Source organism: Leucobacter luti (assembly GCF_004217175.1).
In the GTDB taxonomy this organism is placed as follows: domain Bacteria; phylum Actinomycetota; class Actinomycetes; order Actinomycetales; family Microbacteriaceae; genus Leucobacter; species Leucobacter luti.
On sequence record NZ_SHKI01000008.1, the window covers coordinates 89,869 to 106,827 of the forward strand.

The window sequence follows — 16,959 nt, forward strand, 5'->3', positions numbered from 1 at the left end:
GTCCAATGCCGTGGTGGGCTCATCCGCCAGCAGAAGTCGTGGGTTGGATGCCAGCGCCGCAGCGATTCCGATGCGCTGACGCTGCCCCCCGGAAAGGGCAGCAGGAAAACTACGAGCGATGCGCGCTGCGTCGCTGAGTCCTACAGCTTCCAACAGTTCGTGCAGGTAGGCGCGGCGAGAGGCTCGGGTGCGACTGCTGTGCTGTGTCGCTCCTTCGAGTACCTGCTTACCTACGCGTACTAACGGATTAAGTGTGGACGAGGGGTCCTGGAAGATCATCGCCATTTGCGCGGCGGTGGTTCCGCGCCGCTCTCGGGGGGAGCGTCCTAGGATGTCGCGGCCTTCAAAACGGATACTGCCGTTCGACTGGGTTGTGACACCCTGCGGCTGCACCCCGACGATGGCGCGAGCCAGCACTGACTTGCCCGATCCAGATTCGCCAATGATGCCGAGGCTCTCGCCTGGCGCGACCGACAGCGATAGATCCTCAAGCACATGGGAGTGACCAGAGGCCGACGTGAGGCTCATCTGGAGGTCTCGGACCTCTAGCAGTGCTTCCTTCTGGGTGGACATTATGTGTCCTTTCTGGTGAATCGCTCGCCGAGAATGTTGACGGCGAGTACGGTGAGGCACATCACGATTGCGGGGGCGAGCATGATCCATGGGGCACCGGCCAGATGTGTTCGACCTTCCGCGATGAGGCTTCCCCATGACGGGGTGGGTGGCTGTAGCCCGTAGCCGAGGAAGCTCAGGGAGCCTTCCGCGACGATCGCGACGGTGATGGCAGTGAAGGAGTATGCGAGCACCGAGGGGAGCACGGTACGCGCGATTTCCTGGGTCATGAGGCGCACCCGGCTCGCGCCCAGCAGCCGGGCGGCCTGGACGAACTCACGCTCGCGCACACTCAATGTCGCAGAGCGCGCGATTCGCGCGAAGATCGGAATCGTGAGCGTCCCAATCAGAAGCCCAATCGTCCAGTAGTCCGAGCCGACAAGAGACACGACAACCATGATCAGTATCAGTCCTGGAAGTGCGAGCATCAGATCGATAACTGTTCCAATGATCTCGTCGACAATCCGGCCGAAGAATCCCGCGACAATGCCGATGAACGAGCCCACCACGAGCCCTACTGCCAGCGTTAGGGCCGCCACGACGAGCGAGGACAAACCTCCGGCCATTGTCCGAGCAAATATATCGCGACCCGTCGCATCCGTCCCGAACCAGTGGGCAGGACTTGGTGGCTGCATGGCCGCACTGAAATCAGCCCGGAGTGGATCAAACTGCGGGATGAGCATCGACGCGACTGCGCCACCGATCACAATAGTGAGAACTACGGCAGCGAAGATGATCGAGCCGCGCGAGTCCAAACGCATGCCTGGCGTTCTTACCCGGGAGCGGCTATTGCTGAGTGCCGGGCGGGTGTCAGCTTCTTGCGTGAGCACGGCGTGTCCTTGGATCGACGAAGGTGTACAAGATGTCTACGGCTAGCGCGGCGAGGAAAACCGCGATTCCAGAGAAAATGACGATCATTTCAATCACTGGGAAATCGCGTGCGCCTATCGCTGTCACCGCCAGGCGACCCATTCCAGGGATAGCGAAGACTGTCTCGATGAGCGCCGAGCCACCGAAAAGTGCCCCGAACCCCAAACCGACCAGCGTCATGGTGGTGAGCGATGAAGGGCGCAGCACACGCGTGATCATCAATCGCGCGGTTCCCATGCCGCGGGAGCGCGATGCGAGCACATAGGGTTCGCGCATGGTCGTGATGAGATCCGCCCTTAGCACTCGGACCAGGACAGCCGCCTCCGCGAGGCCGATTGTGAGCACCGGGAGTACGAGGTGACGGAGATGTCCTATGGGGTCGATTCCGAACGGCACCCATCCAGTTGCAGGCAGTAGCCCTAGCATCACCGAGAACAACATGATGCCCAGCAGTCCGAACACGAATGTCGGGACGGAGAGGAGGACGAACGCTGTGACAGTCGCGATGCGGTCTAAGAGTCCACCGGGCCGCCAGGCTGAGGCCATTGCCACGGGCAAGGTGAGCGCGAGCGCGACGACCTGCCCGAGGAGCAGCAGTTCGATGGTGATCGGCAGTCGAGCGGCCAGTTCATCGGTTAAAGACCGTCCTGTTACTAGTGACGCTCCGAGGTCGCCACCAGCAGCATTTGATAGCCACTCCCACAGACGCTCCGGCGCGGGTCGGTCGAGGTTGAGAGAAGCCATGAAGGCCGCGATCTGATCCGGGGAGGCGTTCACTCCCAGAACGGCAAGGGCCGGCGTTCCCGTCATCAATGCGGGCAGACTCATCGTGAGCAGACCGAGGAGCGTGAGGACGATGAGTCCTCGCACTCCCCGGTGCACCCACGCACGGATTTCTATTTGATCCACCATTCTCCAGGTGAGACAGAGATGACATTGCGGTCGCTGACATCGGGGAGTCCGCCGATCTTCGGGCTTGCGATGAAGCCGCTGGGGCTCTCAGTGAAGAAGAGCACTGCTGCCTCAGCTACGATCAGCTCGCTGGCCGCGTTGTACAAGTCGCTACGTTCCTGGGGTGTGGTCGCGGAACGGGCCTGATCGATCAGAGCGCTGACTTCGGCATTGGCGTATCCGCCGAAGTTGGAGAAGGAGTCGGCTTCGAACATCGTCATTGCGGAACCCGTATCGCCGTAGCCGCTGGTTACGAACTCGATCACGTGGAAATCTTTCGCAAAGAGCTTGCTCGCCCAGGTCGCGGCATCCGCCACATCGATCTCCATCTCGATACCCACGTCACCGAGCATCTGCTGGATCGCGGTCGCTCGCGCCATCGCCTCGGGCTGCGCGTCTGTGGTGTATGCGAAGGCGAGCGGCTGCCCGTACTGCTCCAGCAGTGCGCGCGCGGCATCCGGGTCGAACTCTGGATAGGTGGAACCAGTCTGATATTCGCTTTGCGACGAGATTGGTCCGTGAGAGAGCGCGCCCTGTCCTTGGTTGGTCACCTGTAGCAATGCGTCCCGGTCGATAGCTGTCTGAACGGCTCGTCGCGCGAGGGGATCATTGAAGGGTGCCTGCTCGGTATTGAAAATTGCCGTGGCCGTTGTTGCATTCGCCAAGGCCAGCTGCAAACCGTCTGTCTCAGCCTGAGTCATCAAACTTGGCGTCTCGATCCATACGACATCGACGGTCCCCGCTGCGAGGGTCTGGTAACGGGAGTCGGTATCGGGCAGGAACTGGAAGACGATCTCATCGGCGTAGGCGGGTGTGTTCCCGGCATATTCCGGATTGCGCTCGACGGTCAACGAGGATCCTGCCGACAGCGAAACCAGTCGGTAAGGTCCAGCGCCCAAGGGGCTGCCCTCGGGGTCGGTCGCTGTGGTGCTGCCAATCATGCCGAGGTTGCGTGCGAAGTACCGCGGGAAGGTCGCGTTCGCTTCGGCTAGCGTCATCTCGACCGTTGTTTCGTCGACCTCGGCTATTTCAATGATCTCCTGCGCACCTTGCGCTACCGCGGACTCGGAGTTCTGTGCCCGCTCGATATGAGCGATCACCGCGGCAGCATCTAATGCCGTGCCGTCAGAGAACGTCAGATCTGGGCGAAGAATCAGCGTCCAATCAATCAGGTCGTCGCTTTCGAGCGACTCGGCCAGCACCGGAACCAACTCGCCGCGCGGGCCATCCATGAGCAGCGGCTCATAGATTGCATTCGCCAGCACCAGGCTTGACTGCTGGCCGATGTCGTTGCCGATCGGGTCGACCGAAGAGACCTCAATGTCAAGTCCGACACGGATAGTACCGCCGGAAACGGCAGACTCATCACCCTGCGAGGTGCCGGGGTCCGCGGAACATGCCACGAGTGCTGTGGCCATTGTCACGGCGAGAACTACCGTGCCAAGGGTCTTGCGTTTCATGCTGTTACTTCCTTCTGTGAGGGGGTGGTGAGCGGAAGCGAAGAGTCTGAAGGATCGGGGTCCACGCCCAGGCGGATGCGGATGCTCGCGACCAGCCGGTCATAGTCCTCATCGGGGAGGTGGCTGCTCAGGTACTCCCGAACACCGCCGAGAGAAGCGAGGTAATCGATCGCTTGGGCGATGTCTTCCCTGCGACAGACGAGATCGAGTGCGGCGAACAACTCCTGCGTTTGCTCACCTCCGGGCTGACGTTGAAGATTCTCGTGCAGATCGTCATTGGTGCGGATGTAGTCGCCAACTGCAATGTGGGGGTCTGCCCCCGCTGCTAGTAGGAGGATCGCTGAGATGAGCCCAGTGCGGTCCCGTCCCCCTTGGCAGCCGATCACGATCGGCCCCGAAGTTTCCCCGATCGTCCGCAGTACCTGGGCGATGTTCGCAACGGCAACGTCCAGCATGCGACAGTAGTGATCGCCGAAGGTGGCACTCCCGTCAATCAAGCCGTCGAGAGCTTGGGCTTCTTGGCCGGCCTGAACATCCAGTTCCATGAAGGGGGCATGCACATGCTGCCACGTCGTTGGCAAGTGTTCCCGACTTTCCTGCTCAAGCTCGCCGCGGGTGCGCAGATCGAGCCATGTCAGCTCATCTGGACACTGTGCGAGTTCAGCGCGGGTGGCATGGCTGAGCGCCGCAGCGCGATACAACCCGTTGTTGGGAGAGACATGCGGGCCGAGAAGAGGAAGTGGTCGCCAGTTCGGCGGGGCAAGAGCGGTCATGTGATCCATCATGCATAAGTGGCACATATGCCAGTTTGCGTGAGGGTGAACAAGGGATGAACATGCCCCATGGCGGCCATAATGGAGGCGATGACGAACCAAACCGGAGCGCGTGCGCGACACAAGACCACTACGCGCCGCGCGATCCAGACAGCGGCGATTGAGCTGTATGAAGAACGCGGGTACGACGAAACGAAGGTCGAAGACATCGTTGAACGCGCAGGAGTATCTCAGCGAAGCTTTTTCCGCTATTTCCCTTACAAAGAACTCACACTCTTCAGCGACGATCACACAGAGCATCTCGCTGAGCTTGTACTTACAGCGCCTTCACACTTCAACGCGATCGAGACGCTTGACTGGGCGACTGCGCAACTCTTCTTGATCCCGACGACCGAACTGGACAGGCGACGACAGGCGATTCGCAATCAGCTTGGCGACGATGCGCGCGTTCAGCGCCAACTCGCCTACCTCCATGAGTCACTTAGCATCCGGCTGCGCGATGCCTACGTTCGCCGCCTCGGCATAGACCCCGCCGACACATCTGACTTGCGTCCACAGATTCTCGTGGGGCTTTACCTCTCTCTCGCTACTGAGGTGTCGGGCCGGTCACAATCACCGGAAGAGACGCGCCAGCGGTGGCTTGCGTCGCTTCGCAGTCTGCTTTGAGAGGTCGGCACTGCTATCGACATTTACATGCTTGGTTGCGGAGGTGGGGACTGAGCGTTGCCGACCTTATGTGGTACGCTGGAAGCATGCATTTGTATTTCCTGTGACGGTTGAGTAGGCCTACCGCGCTCGTTGAGCAAATCCGAGCTAGCGACGGCCGCTCGTTCTGACCCTGGAAGGGTCCCCGTCATTTGCGTGCCCGCTGGCTGTTTGGCTCGTCGCGGTGCGCCTTGCTGAAGGATTTGAATGCTTACCCCTACTAACCGTCATCCGGCGCGCCATCGCGCGCAACTCACCGCTTCCGACGTCTCCGTAATGCGAGGCGTAACCCCGGTGCTCAACCATGTCGATCTCGTCGTCACTCCCGCGTCCCGTGTGGCGATCGTCGGAGAGAACGGGCGCGGAAAGACCACACTTCTGCACGCGCTCGCGGGCACGCTGGTACCTGATAGTGGAACGATCCAGCGCATCGGCACGCTCGGGCTCGCTGAACAAGAGATGGACTCCACCGACAACCGAACCGTTGGGCAGGCCGTCGCGGAGGCCATCGCCGAACCGCTCGCAGCGCTGGCCACACTCGACGACGCCGCTGCCGCTCTCGCGGAAGGGAGTAGCGAGGCCGCAGAGCAGTACGCTGCGGCCTTGGAAGATGCGGAAGCGCTCGACGCTTGGGATGCCGAGCGCCGGGTACAAATCGCGCTCGAAGCACTCGACGCCGAAACCGACATGACGCGGTTGCTCGCTGATCTGTCGGTGGGGCAGCGATATCGAGTGCGGTTGGCCTGCCTGTTGGGGGCTGAAGATGATTTCTTACTGCTGGACGAGCCCACCAATCACCTCGACCGCAGCGGACTTGATTTCTTGACCATGCAACTCCGCACGCGCAACGGTGGTGTCGTCATCGTCAGCCACGATCGCGCGCTGCTCTCTGACATTGCGGAGACGGTGGTCGACCTCGATCCGACACCTGATGATCGCCCCCGCATCTACGGCAACGGGTACGCGGGATACCGAGAAGGGCGCGTGGCCGAGCGGGAACGCTGGGATCAGGAGTACGACCGCCAGCAGCAGGAGCAAGCCCGGCTGCAGGACAGTCTCAGCGCTGCACAGAACCGACTCGTATCGGGTTGGCGACCGGAGAAGGGGTCACCGAAGCACGGCCGCGCGACGCGCGCGGGCGGGCTGGTGCAGAGCGTGCACCGACGCCAGGAAGCACTCGAAGCACACGCGGTGACGGTACCTGAACCACCGCAGCTATTCCAGTTCCCCGACCTGCCCACACGAAAAGGGGCGGTGCTACTAAACGTCGACAACGTGAGCCTTGCCGGGCGGTTAGCGCAGCCAGTGTCGTTCGAACTCTCGCACCGCGGCAGGCTCGTGATCACCGGCTCGAACGGGGCCGGAAAGTCGACGCTCCTGAGTATCGCGGCGGGCGAACTACTGCCAGATACGGGAACAGTGCGGACATCCCCTGGCACGCGTTTGGGTTTTCTTCGTCAGGAGACGATGCTGCCGCCTGATCGCCGGGCGAACGAGGTATACGCCCGACACCTCGACGAACTCGTCGGTCAAGGAACGCTTCAATCATCTGAGGCGGTCGGTCTCGGTCAACTTGGACTGCTGCGATCGCGCGAGGCAGGCAAACGAGTGGGTGAACTGTCGATGGGTCAACAACGACGCCTCGATCTGGCGCTCGTACTCGCGGCACGCCCGCACGTGCTACTACTAGACGAGCCCACCAACCACCTCTCCATCGCGCTCGTTGACGAACTCACCGAGGCACTCGGGGCTACCCAAGCGGCCGTCGTACTGTCGACCCACGATCGGCAACTCCTGCGCGATGTCGCCCAATGGCCTCATGTACATCTGATGGCGATGGCTGAAGGCGAGGCACTGGTATGAGCAACACCATCAAGCTACGCGCACTCCGCCCATTGGCATCACGTGATTACCGTCTCCTGTTTGCCGCCGTCGGCATCGAGGTATTCGGGACCGGTATGTGGACGATCGTCATGGTCTTCCAAGTACTCGCACTCGATGACAGCCCACTTGCCTTGTCGGCGGTTGCAACCGGAATGAGTCTTGGCCTGTTTGCGTTCTCCGTTCTCGGTGGGGTTGTCGCAGACCGGTTCTCCAAACGGCGGATTCTCATTACAGTGCAGGGCTCAACGGCCGCGATCATGACCGCCGTGGCGGTCCTGTCGCTCACCGGGAATATCGAACTTTGGCACGTCGCCGCAGCCTCGTTCGCGATGGGTGCCGGGAGCGCCTTTTTCTACCCTGCGTACAGCGCTTACCTACCTGTGGTCCTTCCGCCGGAGCAACTCCTGGCCGCGAATGGGCTCGAAGGGGCGCTCCGTCCATCGATGGGGCAAGGGCTGGGCCCGGCCCTCGGTGGAGTCATCGTCGGTATGTTCTTCCCCGCTATCGGAGCGGTCATCGTCGCGGCTTCGTACGCGATTGCTTTCGTCATCACGTTGTTTCTTAGCCGTCGTGACGAACACACTGAGCCCACTCCTCCCGAGGATCGCCCGAGCGTCTGGGGTGACCTTCGTGCGGGGGTTGCCTACGTGGCTCGTACACGCTGGTTGCTTTGGACGCTGATCTTCGGGTCTTCGCTTGCGCTCATTGTCCAAGGCCCGATCGAAGTTCTCCTCCCGTTCCTCACCCGCGACCGATTCGAGGATGCTGAAGCTACTTTCGGGTTCCTTCTGGCCGCCTATGGGATAGGTGGGGCTGTCGGTTCGCTGATCGTGTCGTCGTTGAAGCTTCCTCGTCGGTACTTGACGTTTATGATCCTGTGCTGGGGTGGAGGAACACTACCTCTTGTGGTCATTGGCGTTGCCGACAATTTGATCCTCATGCTCTCCGCGCTCTTTGTCGTCGGTGCACTCACCGGGGCTGGCGTTGTCGTGTGGGGAACATTGCTGCAACGGTTGGTGCCGCTCGACATGATCGGCCGAGTCGCCAGCCTCGACTTCTTCGTTTCGATCGCGTTCATGCCGGTCTCGATCGCCATCGCAGGGCCGCTCTCACTGTTGGTTCCCATCCCCATCATCTTTGTGATTGCGGGAGTCATTCCGCCAGCTCTCGCGTTGATCGCATTGCTGGCCGGGCGCATGCGCCAGACCGAGGACAGTCAACCACTAGACGCAGACTGACCTCGATGGCTCTGGGAATATCCCGGACGTTCGGCTTCGAGCCTTTAGTGGCTCGAAGCCGAACTTTTCGTACCGCTGGCCCGATCTCCGCAGAAGACTGCGCGAGGCTGATCTTCGTGCGTGCCGGATCGGTTCTGTTGCACAACGAGCTGGGTGTGCAACAGGCGAACGTTGGAGACGTCATCACATTGGGGTCAAATGCCATGTTCGGCTATGAACCGGAAGGCTTCGTGACCGTGACAACGATCTGCCTTGATCTCGACTACGTTATCGACCAAGTGTTCTGGCAACATGCCGCCAAGTTCACCGACCGGCTGGAGGCAAGAACCTTTTACGAACTGGAGTATGTCAAGCCTGCTCAACTTCTTCGGATTGGCGAACATCGAACGGAAATGCTCGCGCCTTGGCTGGACAACCTTGTTGCGTTGAGTCTCGACGGGTTGTCGTCAGACCGCTTTCACCGGGCGCAATCGTTGCTTTCCGCAATCCTCGACGTCGTCTTTACTTACCACAACATGGAGACTGAACCTGTCGGCGCCGTCCGGCCTGCGCGTCGCGAAGCCCTACATGTTTCGGGCCTACTCGCCTCTGATCTCTCGCGCCGCTGGTTAGCCTCTGAACTTGCTGAGGCGGTGTACCTCTCAGAATCACAGCTGCGACGGGTGTTTTCAGAAGCCTTTGGGAAACCACCGCTTGCATACTTGACGACACTCCGAACGCTCAGAATGGCGCAGCTGCTGAGAGACACGGCTATGCCGATCGCAGAGATTTCTTTCACGGTGGGGTGGAGTGATCCTGACTTCGCTGCCCGTCAGTTTCGTCGGTATGTTGGGCGTTCACCAAGTGAGTACCGACGATTCGAGCAGAGCCGAAACTCGCAACCGTACCCGGAGTGAACACGCAATCCCGCACGGCGAAACGATCGTACTTACAGAGTGGCTCAGTGGGATCACCGCTTATGCGATAGACCAAGTCTGACCACGTCGGGTTCAGTGATGCACCTGGCGGTCGCACACTTTAATGTCCGTCGTCCGTCTCGATTTCGTTTCCTGAGCTCCTTCGCGCACCTTCTGGTCGCAGAGGTCACCCGTCGTGTGTGGGTGTCTGCGGGAGGAGGATGCAATGACAACGGTCGAGGAGGCGCGGGCGGCGCGGGATGCGAAACTCGACGCCCTGCACGAACAGCTCACTGGCGCGGTGGAGTCGTTGGTATCGGGCGAGGATTGGAAACGAGCGTTGGAGTTCGCGGCTCGGTTCCGTGCCCGGTCGTTCAACAACACGCTGCTGATCTTCGTGCAGCATCAGGCGGCGTTCGAGTCGGGCCGGGTGCCGGAACCGGTGCCGTCATATGCGGCGGGCTTCAAGCAGTGGCAGGCACTTGGCCGGCAAGTCTCAAGGGGCCAGTCGGGGTACATGATCCTCGCCCCTGTGACGGGCCGGTTCGCGTCGTTCACGCCGAAGGTGGCGGAGTCGTGGCGCAGGCTCGGCCGGTTCGAGAAACCGAAACCGGGTGAGGCAGTGCGCTCCCGCATGGTCGGCGTCCGCCCCGCCTACGTCTGGGATGTCTCCCAAACTGCCGGCGACCCGATTCCCGCGCCGCCATCACCGCGGCTGCTGGAAGGCGAAGCGCCCGACGGGCTGTGGGAGGGCATCGCACGTCTCGTGGAGGCGGAGGGTTTCAGCGTGTTGCGGGTGCCGCATGAGGGCATGATCCACGGTGCAAACGGTCTCACTGACTTCGGTGCGCGGTCGGTGGCGGTTCGGGAGAACATGCCCGAGGCGGCACAGGTGAAGACTCTCGTGCACGAGCTCGCCCATGTGCTGCTGCACGGGCCGGACAACGTGGATGCGACGGGGCATCGCGGGATTGGTGAGGTGGAGGCGGATTCGGTGGCGTTGATGGTCGCCGCAGCGCACGGCATGGACACCAGCGACTACACGGTCCCGTATGTGTCGGGGTGGGCGGCGACAGTGCCGGAGAAGTCTCCGGTCGAAGTCGTCCAGGCCACCGGCGAACGAGTCCGAAAAACCGCAGCTAGCATTCTTGATCAGCTCCCCACCGTGCAGATCGGCAACGGTGACCCTCCTGGCCTCACCCGGGACGCCCCAGCGAACAAACGCTCCGATCCGGTGGTCGAGGCGACTGCTGATCCGTTGGCGGAGGGACCGCGCCGCGCGGTGGCGTCGTCGGTGAGGAGCCTGTGATGGGTGCCGCCGATCTGTTCACCGAAGTCGGCGGGATGCCGCTCTCGGAGGCAGCGGCGCGGTTCGCTGCGGCGGGGGTGCCGGTGTTTCCATGCTTGCCCGGTGAGAAACGCCCTTTGGTGCTCCGCGGGTTTCATGATGCCACCGCTGATCCGGCGCAAGTCGCGGAATGGTGGTCAAGGTGGCCGTCCGCGAACATCGGCATCCCCACCGGTGCCGTGTCCGGGGTGGAGGTTGTCGATGTCGACGTGCATCCGACTGGCACCGGATTTCCTGCTTTCCGCGAAGCGCACCGTCAAGGCCATGCCGCGGGGTGGGCTGCGCTCGTGCGCACCCCCTCCGGTGGCCTCCACGCTTACTACCCGGTGAACCCTGACCGTGCGCAGTCGTCCTGGCAGGCCGCGCGGGCGCATGTTGATTTCCGTGGTGACGGCGGCTACATCATCGCGCCGCCGTCGAAGGTGCTGCGCCCCGGCGGGGTGCGGGCAGCGTACCGGCTCATCGTCGCATCAGGTGATACCCCGGTGCCAGTGGATGCGGTGCGGCTGCGCGAGTTTCTGGACCCGCGCACTCCGATCTCTATCGACCGTGTGCGTGCTGCTCGGTTTGAGCGGCGGGGGTCGGATGCGAAGGTGCTCGCCGGCTGGGTGGCGGGGCGTGGTGAGGGTGAGCGGAACCGGGGCCTGTTCTGGGCCGCGTGCCGACTCGCAGAATCCGGCACCCCACTCGACGCAACCCTCGACGCCCTGGGCCCTGCGGCGGAGCACGCGGGACTGGGGCCGCGGGAGATCATGGCGACGATCCGATCCGCCTACCGCACCACCCACCCCACACCGCATACGTCTGTAGAGCCCGGAGCGGACGAGCGGCGTGTGGTGCGCGGATCACCAGGGCGGGTGATCTTATGAACACCACCGAGGCTGTTTCGCCGCGGGGTCGCCGGTTGGCGGTGGTGACGGCGATCACGGGCACGGTGTTCATCGCAGCCGGCGCGTTCTGGCTCAGCTTTACGGCGCTTGCCGACCTTGCCCGCCGGTCTGGGATCGATGCGGGGCAGGCGTGGGCGTGGCCGTTGATCGTGGACGGCATCATCGTCGTCGCAACTGTCGCCGTCGTCGCCCTCGCCAGCCAGTCCCGCCCGACCTGGTACCCCTGGACGCTTCTCGCCGCCGGCGCCGTCGTGTCGGTGACGGCGAATGCGATCCACGCGATCATCGCCTCAGACACCGACGTCCCGCCGGTGCTTGCCGCATCGGTCGCGGCGATCCCGCCGCTGGTGCTGCTGTCGATCACACACCTCACCGTCTTCCTCACCCGCCCCACCACCACACCGGGCGCAGACGTGATCGAGGCCGCTCCTGCCGAGACGGTCGCCCCGTCTCAAACGGTCGCCGTACGAGAAATGGAGCCGAAATCGGCAATGGAGTTTCCGGTGGTATCGGTGAGTGAGCGGCGGGCGGAGGCGACGCAATTGCGGGACGTGGAGGGGTGGTCGAACAAGCAGATCGCCCGGCACCTGGGCGTGCACCCCTCCACCGTCGGCCGCTGGTTCACCCCAGCCATCAGCAAGGAGGAAACCCCATGAACGACCACACAGAGACACACCGCACTGAGCTACCGGAGACGCGGCCAGAAATGGTCGAGGGTGCGGAGGCGGAGCGGTCTGCGTTCGCCGTGCACCGCGACCCCTCACTCACCAAAGTAGGCGCTGATCCTGGTTCGCGGGTGGGGCGCGGGATCGCGTGGGTGCGTCCGACTGATCTGATCGCGTCGAGCACCGCCAGGATCGCGGGCCGCGGCATCAACTTTCAGACCGCCCTCGCGCACCGTGCCCGCCGCGCGCCAGGTCACGCCTACCGTGCGACCCGGGATCATGCGCGCGACATTCGGGATCGCCGAGCCGAACGAGCGGCACCCGCGGGGCCGGCAGTATTCGAGTCATTCGATGTGTTCGAGCCACAGGATCGTCCGCGCTCGTCGTCGTGGGTGCGGCCGTCCGGGATCGGGCTGGGGTGAACGGCTATGCGCAGAAGACGGTGGTGGGGTGGCGGTGGGGAGCCGGTGCGCACCTGCCTGTCAGGAGGTGCCACCATGCCACAACGAAACACTCCACGTCGCGATGGTCGCGGGCGTGGGTTCGAGAACTCAGAACGACTCCGCGAACTCCTCACCCGCCTCGACGCTGAGGGGCCGGACGCCTGGCGGAATGACCCGGTCGCTACCGAACTCATGCGGTACGCGGCCGACAAGTACGCCGCGCTCGCGCGCAAGCACGGTCTTGATCCGTGGGAGGCGGCGACCGCGGCGTTCGAGGCGATGCGTGCGCCCTCGGTGCGGCGGGCGGATGATCCGTGGGCGGTCATCACCCGTGCCGTGCAGATCACCTGCATCGCAGAAAACCGCGCCAACGGACTCCTGTGCTCCGTGCACCAGGCACGCAGACCCAGATACTCGAGTTTCCATGACGCCGAACGCTTCTCCGACCGCGAAAACCTCCTCACCGACTACCACCCCGCATTCCGCGCCGACCCCTTCACTGACGACGACGAAGACGACGCTGACGACGAGGTGGAAGCGTCAGGGGCGACGGGAGTGGAGTCAGCGGTCGAAGACACAATCGCACTGCTGTGCTGGTACGGGTGGGAACCAGTGGTCGCCCGCGCGGCGATCGAGTGCATCTGCGCACGCCTCGCAGAATCCGTCTCACGAGCGGGAGCATATGAATCGCTGCGGCGTGATCGTCACGCCCGGGCACTCCTCGATATCCCCGCACCGTCCTGGTATCGGCTGCTGCGCATCGTCCTCGGATCACCAGACGCAAGCCTGACCGGTACGAATGCGAGCCGTGGCGTGCTGCTGCGGCTCCTAATTGGCGAATCACTCCGGCATCTCCTCACTGATGTTGACCTCGCGGTCGCCGTCACGGTTGCCGCGCCCGGGGTGATGCGAGGCCGGCCATGACCACGCCGGGGCATATCGAGCTGGAGCGGGCCGTCGAGTCGATCTGGTCCGGCCGCCGCCACCGCGAGGACTACGGCGACATCGACGCGCTGGTGGAGTCGATCACGCGGGATGGGCTGTTGCAGCCGATCACGATCACCCCGGACGGGATGCTGATTTGCGGTGCCCGCCGTTTGGCTGCGATCCGCAGGCTCGGGTGGAAGACGGTGAACGTGTGGGTGCGCTCCGGTATCTCCACCACCCTCGGGCAGCTCCTCGCCGAACAGGACGACAATCTCCTGCATAAGCCCCTCACCCGTACCGAGGAAGCCGCTCTCTATGCCGAATTGAAAGCGCTCATGGTCGAGGATGCGACGGGCCGACAGGAAGCGTCACGGTTCACCTCGAAACAAGAAAACCCCAGGTCACACGGTGGGGCCACGGTGGCCCCACCGTCGGCCGGGAGTATCGGGAAGACCCGCGAGCAGGCCGCGCTCATGGTCACCGGCCGCAACGCCTATACCTCGCTCGAACGCATCAACGAGTTGCAGAACCTTGCCGCTGACCCGGCACAGACCGACGACGTACAGCAGCGGGCACGGGAGGAACTTGACCGGATCGACGCGGGCGGGTCGATCACCGGAGCGCAGCATCGCATCAAAGCCGCGCAAGCCCTCGCCGAACTCGACACCCTCGCGGGCGACCTCGCACAACCGGCAGGCATCCGCGACACCGCAGCCGCAGGCGCGACCCGGATCCGGGAGCTCGAAGACACGGCACGGCCGGCCGATCTGGAACGGCTCGCGGTACTCGCTGTCGAGCGTGCGAGGACTGCGACGAAGAAGCGCCCCTCCCAGCTCGCATCCGCACGCCTTCACGCGGTTGAGGAGCAGCCGCGGGAGTTCCTGCCGGTGCGGTCGTTCGTCTACCTCTGGGATGAACTCTCCACCTGGACCGAACGCTACGACCCCGAAACCATCGGCCCAGCCCTGTCTGGTGAGCAGTGGGCGATGTTCGAGAACGCCGTCACTGCAACCGTCGCGTTCCTGGATGCCGCCCGCACTGCACGAAACGTGCGCCGCGAAACCGCCTGACCCTCCGCCGCCTCCCTGCCCTGAATGCTGTGGTGCACCTGTCTGGTGATCCGAATCTCGTCGGGAAGGACACCAGGATGGACCCCACCGCTCGCCGCCGCCGCACCGTGCTCATCGCCGCCACAGCTGTCGGCCTGATCCTGCTCCTCCTCATCGGCGTCGGGGTCTACGGACTCACCCGCGGCCCCCAGACCACCGAACCCGCCCGTCCCGATGGGCCGACGGCAACGAACCCGGCACACGTCCCGGCAGAACCGGAAGCCGTGGTCACCCTCGGTGGGTCGGAAAAGTTCGCAGGCGCGGTTGCGGAAGCGCTGTTTACCTGGGATACGACCAGTGGGTATGGGCCTGCCGATTACGCGCAGATGCTCGCCGATGTAACCGCCGACACGGAAGCCGACGCGGCTGCATCCGATGTCCGTTCCTATCTGCCGACCCAGGAGGCATGGACGCAGCTCCGCACGCATCAGACGCGGCAGTGGCTCACCATCGACACGATCGAGATCCCTGCCGCGTGGGAGGATGCGGTGGTGCAGGCGGCGCCGGGGCAGATTCCTGACGGTGCGGTCGCGTATACGATCACCGGCACCCGCCACCGCACCGGCTACTGGGGCACCGACCCGGTCACGACAACGCACCCGGTCGCGTTCACCGTGTTCCTCACCTGCACACCCGAACGCACCTCCGCACCGGCGCCTGCCGCTCCAATCACTGAAACGTGCGCGGTGTTGCGGTTGTCGCAGCTCGACAACCCGCTGCGGTGACCGGCCATGCTCAAGAAACTCCTCGCCGCCCTCACCGTCGCCGCCGTCTGTTTCGGCCCCGCGACCGTGCTCCTGTCCGTCGCTGTCCTCGTCAATCCTGCTGTCGCTGCGTGCGCGCCGGGGTCGTTGATCGTCGGGCCGATCCCGGACTCGCTCACTGCGACGACGCGCAATGGTGAGACGGTGACGTTGAATCGTCAGCAGCTCACCCACGCTGCGACCGTCATCACGGTTGGTGGGCAGACGGATGGGGTGGGGCGTCCGGGGGTGGTGATCGCGTTGATGGCGGCGCTCACGGAGTCGCACCTGCGGATGCTCGCCAACACCGGCACCTACCCAGAATCCGCGAACTACCCCAACGACGGGGATGCGTCCGATCACGACTCTCTCGGTCTGTTTCAGATGCGCCCGCAAGCAGGGTGGGGCTCTGTCGCGGAACTCATGGACCCGAACTATCAAGCCCGCGCCTTCTACGGCGGACCCACCGGACCCAACTACCCCTCACCGCGCGGGCTGCTCGACATTCCGGGGTGGCAGCAGCTCGACCCAGGCGAAGCGGCGCAGGCCGTTGAGGTGTCGGCGTTCCCGGACCGGTATCAGAACTATCAGCCCGTCGCCGAAGCGATCCTCACCGCACTCACCCGCCCCGCGCCATCAACCGGCGGCGGTGGAGGCGGTGAGGTGGTGGTGCCGGAGACCACCAGGGTCGTGTTCCCGTTGCCGGAGGGCTCCTGGGTGCGGACCAGCCCGTTCGGGTGGCGCACCGACCCGATCACCTTCGAGACCGCGTTCCACTCGGGCAGCGACTTCGCCGCGCCTGACGGCACCCCGATCTACGCTGTCGCCGATGGGATCGTCACCCAAGCCGGATACACCGGCTCCTGGGGTGGGCTCATCATCGTGGAGCACACCGTCGGCGGAGAGCGGGTCGCGTCCTATTACGCGCATATGTGGGAGCACGGCATCCACGTCACCGAAGGCATGACCGTCACCGCCGGGCAACACATCGGCGATGTCGGCTCCTCCGGAAAATCCACCGGGCCCCACCTCCACCTCGAAATCCGGCCCGGAGGTCAAGGGCAGCCCGCGATCGACTCCGACCAATGGCTCACCGACCACGACGCCGAAGGCATCACCGGCGGCAACACCTCCCGTGCATCCTGCACCCTGAACGGAGGTGGGCGCTGATGGACGTGTTCCCTGACTTCGGCGGCGTCGGCGCAGCCGACGACCTCCGCACGGTGATCGGTGCGCTACTGATGTTCGTACTCATCATCGCCGTACTGATGCTGATTATCTCCGCGATCATCTGGGCCATCTCATCTTCGACCGGTAACCCGCACACCGCCACAAAAGCCCGGCTCGGGGTCTGGGTGGCACTCGGCACGGCAGCCCTCGCCGGAGCCGGTGTCGCCTGGGTCAACTTCCTCCTGGGCGTCGGCGACCGCTTGTAGGCGTGTCGG

General features: G+C 63.7%; 17 protein-coding genes and 1 pseudogene. 13 read left to right on the plus strand and 5 right to left on the minus strand.

All coding sequences use genetic code 11. The features are described 5' to 3' along the window. The 5 genes and pseudogenes from EV139_RS16330 to EV139_RS15205 form a co-directional block, all read right to left on the minus strand. Nucleotides 1–663 (minus strand): annotated as a pseudogene (locus tag EV139_RS16330) (ATP-binding cassette domain-containing protein); the annotation flags it as partial. Continuing rightward, nucleotides 573–1,442: an ABC transporter permease gene (locus EV139_RS15190; RefSeq protein WP_130455626.1), complete on the minus strand. Its 870-nt coding sequence runs from the start codon at nucleotides 1,440–1,442 to the stop codon at nucleotides 573–575. The pseudogene EV139_RS16330 and the gene EV139_RS15190, both read right to left, overlap by 91 nt. Beyond that, entirely contained in the window at nucleotides 1,423–2,394 is a 972-nt protein-coding gene (locus EV139_RS15195; RefSeq protein WP_119076929.1) for an ABC transporter permease, read from the minus strand. Before EV139_RS15195 ends, EV139_RS15190 begins: the two co-directional genes overlap by 20 nt. Continuing rightward, a complete protein-coding gene (locus EV139_RS15200; protein WP_119076931.1) occupies nucleotides 2,379–3,893 on the minus strand; it encodes an ABC transporter substrate-binding protein in 1,515 nt (504 codons plus the stop codon). The genes EV139_RS15195 and EV139_RS15200 overlap by 16 nt, the downstream gene beginning before the upstream one ends. After that, complete coding sequence (locus EV139_RS15205; protein ID WP_157993057.1) at nucleotides 3,890–4,666, minus strand: tyrosine-protein phosphatase; 777 nt, start codon at nucleotides 4,664–4,666, stop codon at nucleotides 3,890–3,892. Before EV139_RS15205 ends, EV139_RS15200 begins: the two co-directional genes overlap by 4 nt. 90 nt (nucleotides 4,667–4,756) lie before the next feature. On the opposite strand from EV139_RS15205, the gene EV139_RS15210 reads away from it, so the two are divergent. The 13 genes from EV139_RS15210 to EV139_RS15270 all read left to right on the plus strand — a co-directional run bounded on the left by EV139_RS15210 (nucleotide 4,757) and on the right by EV139_RS15270 (nucleotide 16,950). Continuing rightward, nucleotides 4,757–5,332 (plus strand): TetR family transcriptional regulator, encoded by a 576-nt coding sequence (locus EV139_RS15210; RefSeq protein WP_084705335.1) that lies wholly within the window; start codon nucleotides 4,757–4,759, stop codon nucleotides 5,330–5,332. 246 nt (nucleotides 5,333–5,578) lie between these two features. Continuing rightward, nucleotides 5,579–7,234 carry an ABC-F family ATP-binding cassette domain-containing protein gene (locus EV139_RS15215; protein WP_130455630.1) on the plus strand — a complete coding sequence of 552 codons (1,656 nt, stop codon included), beginning with the start codon at nucleotides 5,579–5,581 and terminating at the stop codon, nucleotides 7,232–7,234. Continuing rightward, on the plus strand, nucleotides 7,231–8,493 hold the full coding sequence (locus tag EV139_RS15220) for an MFS transporter (RefSeq protein WP_029746528.1): 1,263 nt from the start codon (nucleotides 7,231–7,233) through the stop codon (nucleotides 8,491–8,493). The genes EV139_RS15215 and EV139_RS15220 overlap by 4 nt, the downstream gene beginning before the upstream one ends. A 5-nt stretch (nucleotides 8,494–8,498) precedes the next feature. Next, nucleotides 8,499–9,389 (plus strand): helix-turn-helix transcriptional regulator, encoded by an 891-nt coding sequence (locus tag EV139_RS15225; protein WP_119076935.1) that lies wholly within the window; start codon nucleotides 8,499–8,501, stop codon nucleotides 9,387–9,389. A 226-nt stretch (nucleotides 9,390–9,615) separates the two neighbouring features. After that, entirely contained in the window at nucleotides 9,616–10,698 is a 1,083-nt protein-coding gene (locus EV139_RS15230) for an ArdC-like ssDNA-binding domain-containing protein (protein WP_130455632.1), read from the plus strand. Continuing rightward, nucleotides 10,698–11,606 carry a bifunctional DNA primase/polymerase gene (locus EV139_RS15235; protein ID WP_130455634.1) on the plus strand — a complete coding sequence of 303 codons (909 nt, stop codon included), beginning with the start codon at nucleotides 10,698–10,700 and terminating at the stop codon, nucleotides 11,604–11,606. Before EV139_RS15230 ends, EV139_RS15235 begins: the two co-directional genes overlap by 1 nt. Further along, entirely contained in the window at nucleotides 11,603–12,283 is a 681-nt protein-coding gene (locus EV139_RS15240; protein WP_198677603.1) for a DUF2637 domain-containing protein, read from the plus strand. The genes EV139_RS15235 and EV139_RS15240 overlap by 4 nt, the downstream gene beginning before the upstream one ends. Continuing rightward, nucleotides 12,280–12,714 carry a hypothetical protein gene (locus EV139_RS15245; protein WP_130455636.1) on the plus strand — a complete coding sequence of 145 codons (435 nt, stop codon included), beginning with the start codon at nucleotides 12,280–12,282 and terminating at the stop codon, nucleotides 12,712–12,714. The genes EV139_RS15240 and EV139_RS15245 overlap by 4 nt, the downstream gene beginning before the upstream one ends. Before the next feature lie 75 nt (nucleotides 12,715–12,789). Continuing rightward, the gene (locus EV139_RS15250) at nucleotides 12,790–13,659 is read left to right on the plus strand and encodes a hypothetical protein (protein WP_130455638.1); all 870 of its coding nucleotides are present in this window, start codon (nucleotides 12,790–12,792) and stop codon (nucleotides 13,657–13,659) included. Further along, nucleotides 13,656–14,732, plus strand: a complete 1,077-nt coding sequence (locus EV139_RS15255; RefSeq protein ID WP_130455640.1) for a ParB N-terminal domain-containing protein — start codon at nucleotides 13,656–13,658, stop codon at nucleotides 14,730–14,732. Before EV139_RS15250 ends, EV139_RS15255 begins: the two co-directional genes overlap by 4 nt. A gap of 77 nt (nucleotides 14,733–14,809) precedes the next feature. Beyond that, on the plus strand, nucleotides 14,810–15,496 hold the full coding sequence (locus EV139_RS15260; protein WP_130455642.1) for a hypothetical protein: 687 nt from the start codon (nucleotides 14,810–14,812) through the stop codon (nucleotides 15,494–15,496). Nucleotides 15,497–15,502: 6 nt separating this feature from the next. Next, the gene (locus tag EV139_RS15265; protein ID WP_130455644.1) at nucleotides 15,503–16,684 is read left to right on the plus strand and encodes a M23 family metallopeptidase; all 1,182 of its coding nucleotides are present in this window, start codon (nucleotides 15,503–15,505) and stop codon (nucleotides 16,682–16,684) included. Then, a complete protein-coding gene (locus EV139_RS15270) occupies nucleotides 16,684–16,950 on the plus strand; it encodes a DUF6112 family protein (RefSeq protein WP_130455646.1) in 267 nt (88 codons plus the stop codon). The genes EV139_RS15265 and EV139_RS15270 overlap by 1 nt, the downstream gene beginning before the upstream one ends. Nucleotides 16,951–16,959: the final 9 nt, after the last annotated feature.

Bases quoted from the DNA above. Each gene is read 5' to 3' on its own strand.
- EV139_RS15195 (WP_119076929.1), bottom strand. From the start codon at position 2,394: ATGGTGGATCAAATAGAAATCCGTGCGTGGGTGCACCGGGGAGTGCGA.
- EV139_RS15200 (WP_119076931.1), bottom strand. From the start codon at position 3,893: ATGAAACGCAAGACCCTTGGCACGGTAGTTCTCGCCGTGACAATGGCC.
- EV139_RS15205 (WP_157993057.1), bottom strand. From the start codon at position 4,666: ATGACCGCTCTTGCCCCGCCGAACTGGCGACCACTTCCTCTTCTCGGC.
- EV139_RS15210 (WP_084705335.1), top strand. From the start codon at position 4,757: ATGACGAACCAAACCGGAGCGCGTGCGCGACACAAGACCACTACGCGC.
- EV139_RS15215 (WP_130455630.1), top strand. From the start codon at position 5,579: ATGCTTACCCCTACTAACCGTCATCCGGCGCGCCATCGCGCGCAACTC.
- EV139_RS15220 (WP_029746528.1), top strand. From the start codon at position 7,231: ATGAGCAACACCATCAAGCTACGCGCACTCCGCCCATTGGCATCACGT.
- EV139_RS15225 (WP_119076935.1), top strand. From the start codon at position 8,499: ATGGCTCTGGGAATATCCCGGACGTTCGGCTTCGAGCCTTTAGTGGCT.
- EV139_RS15230 (WP_130455632.1), top strand. From the start codon at position 9,616: ATGACAACGGTCGAGGAGGCGCGGGCGGCGCGGGATGCGAAACTCGAC.
- EV139_RS15235 (WP_130455634.1), top strand. From the start codon at position 10,698: ATGGGTGCCGCCGATCTGTTCACCGAAGTCGGCGGGATGCCGCTCTCG.
- EV139_RS15240 (WP_198677603.1), top strand. From the start codon at position 11,603: ATGAACACCACCGAGGCTGTTTCGCCGCGGGGTCGCCGGTTGGCGGTG.
- EV139_RS15245 (WP_130455636.1), top strand. From the start codon at position 12,280: ATGAACGACCACACAGAGACACACCGCACTGAGCTACCGGAGACGCGG.
- EV139_RS15250 (WP_130455638.1), top strand. From the start codon at position 12,790: ATGCCACAACGAAACACTCCACGTCGCGATGGTCGCGGGCGTGGGTTC.
- EV139_RS15255 (WP_130455640.1), top strand. From the start codon at position 13,656: ATGACCACGCCGGGGCATATCGAGCTGGAGCGGGCCGTCGAGTCGATC.
- EV139_RS15260 (WP_130455642.1), top strand. From the start codon at position 14,810: ATGGACCCCACCGCTCGCCGCCGCCGCACCGTGCTCATCGCCGCCACA.
- EV139_RS15265 (WP_130455644.1), top strand. From the start codon at position 15,503: ATGCTCAAGAAACTCCTCGCCGCCCTCACCGTCGCCGCCGTCTGTTTC.
- EV139_RS15270 (WP_130455646.1), top strand. From the start codon at position 16,684: ATGGACGTGTTCCCTGACTTCGGCGGCGTCGGCGCAGCCGACGACCTC.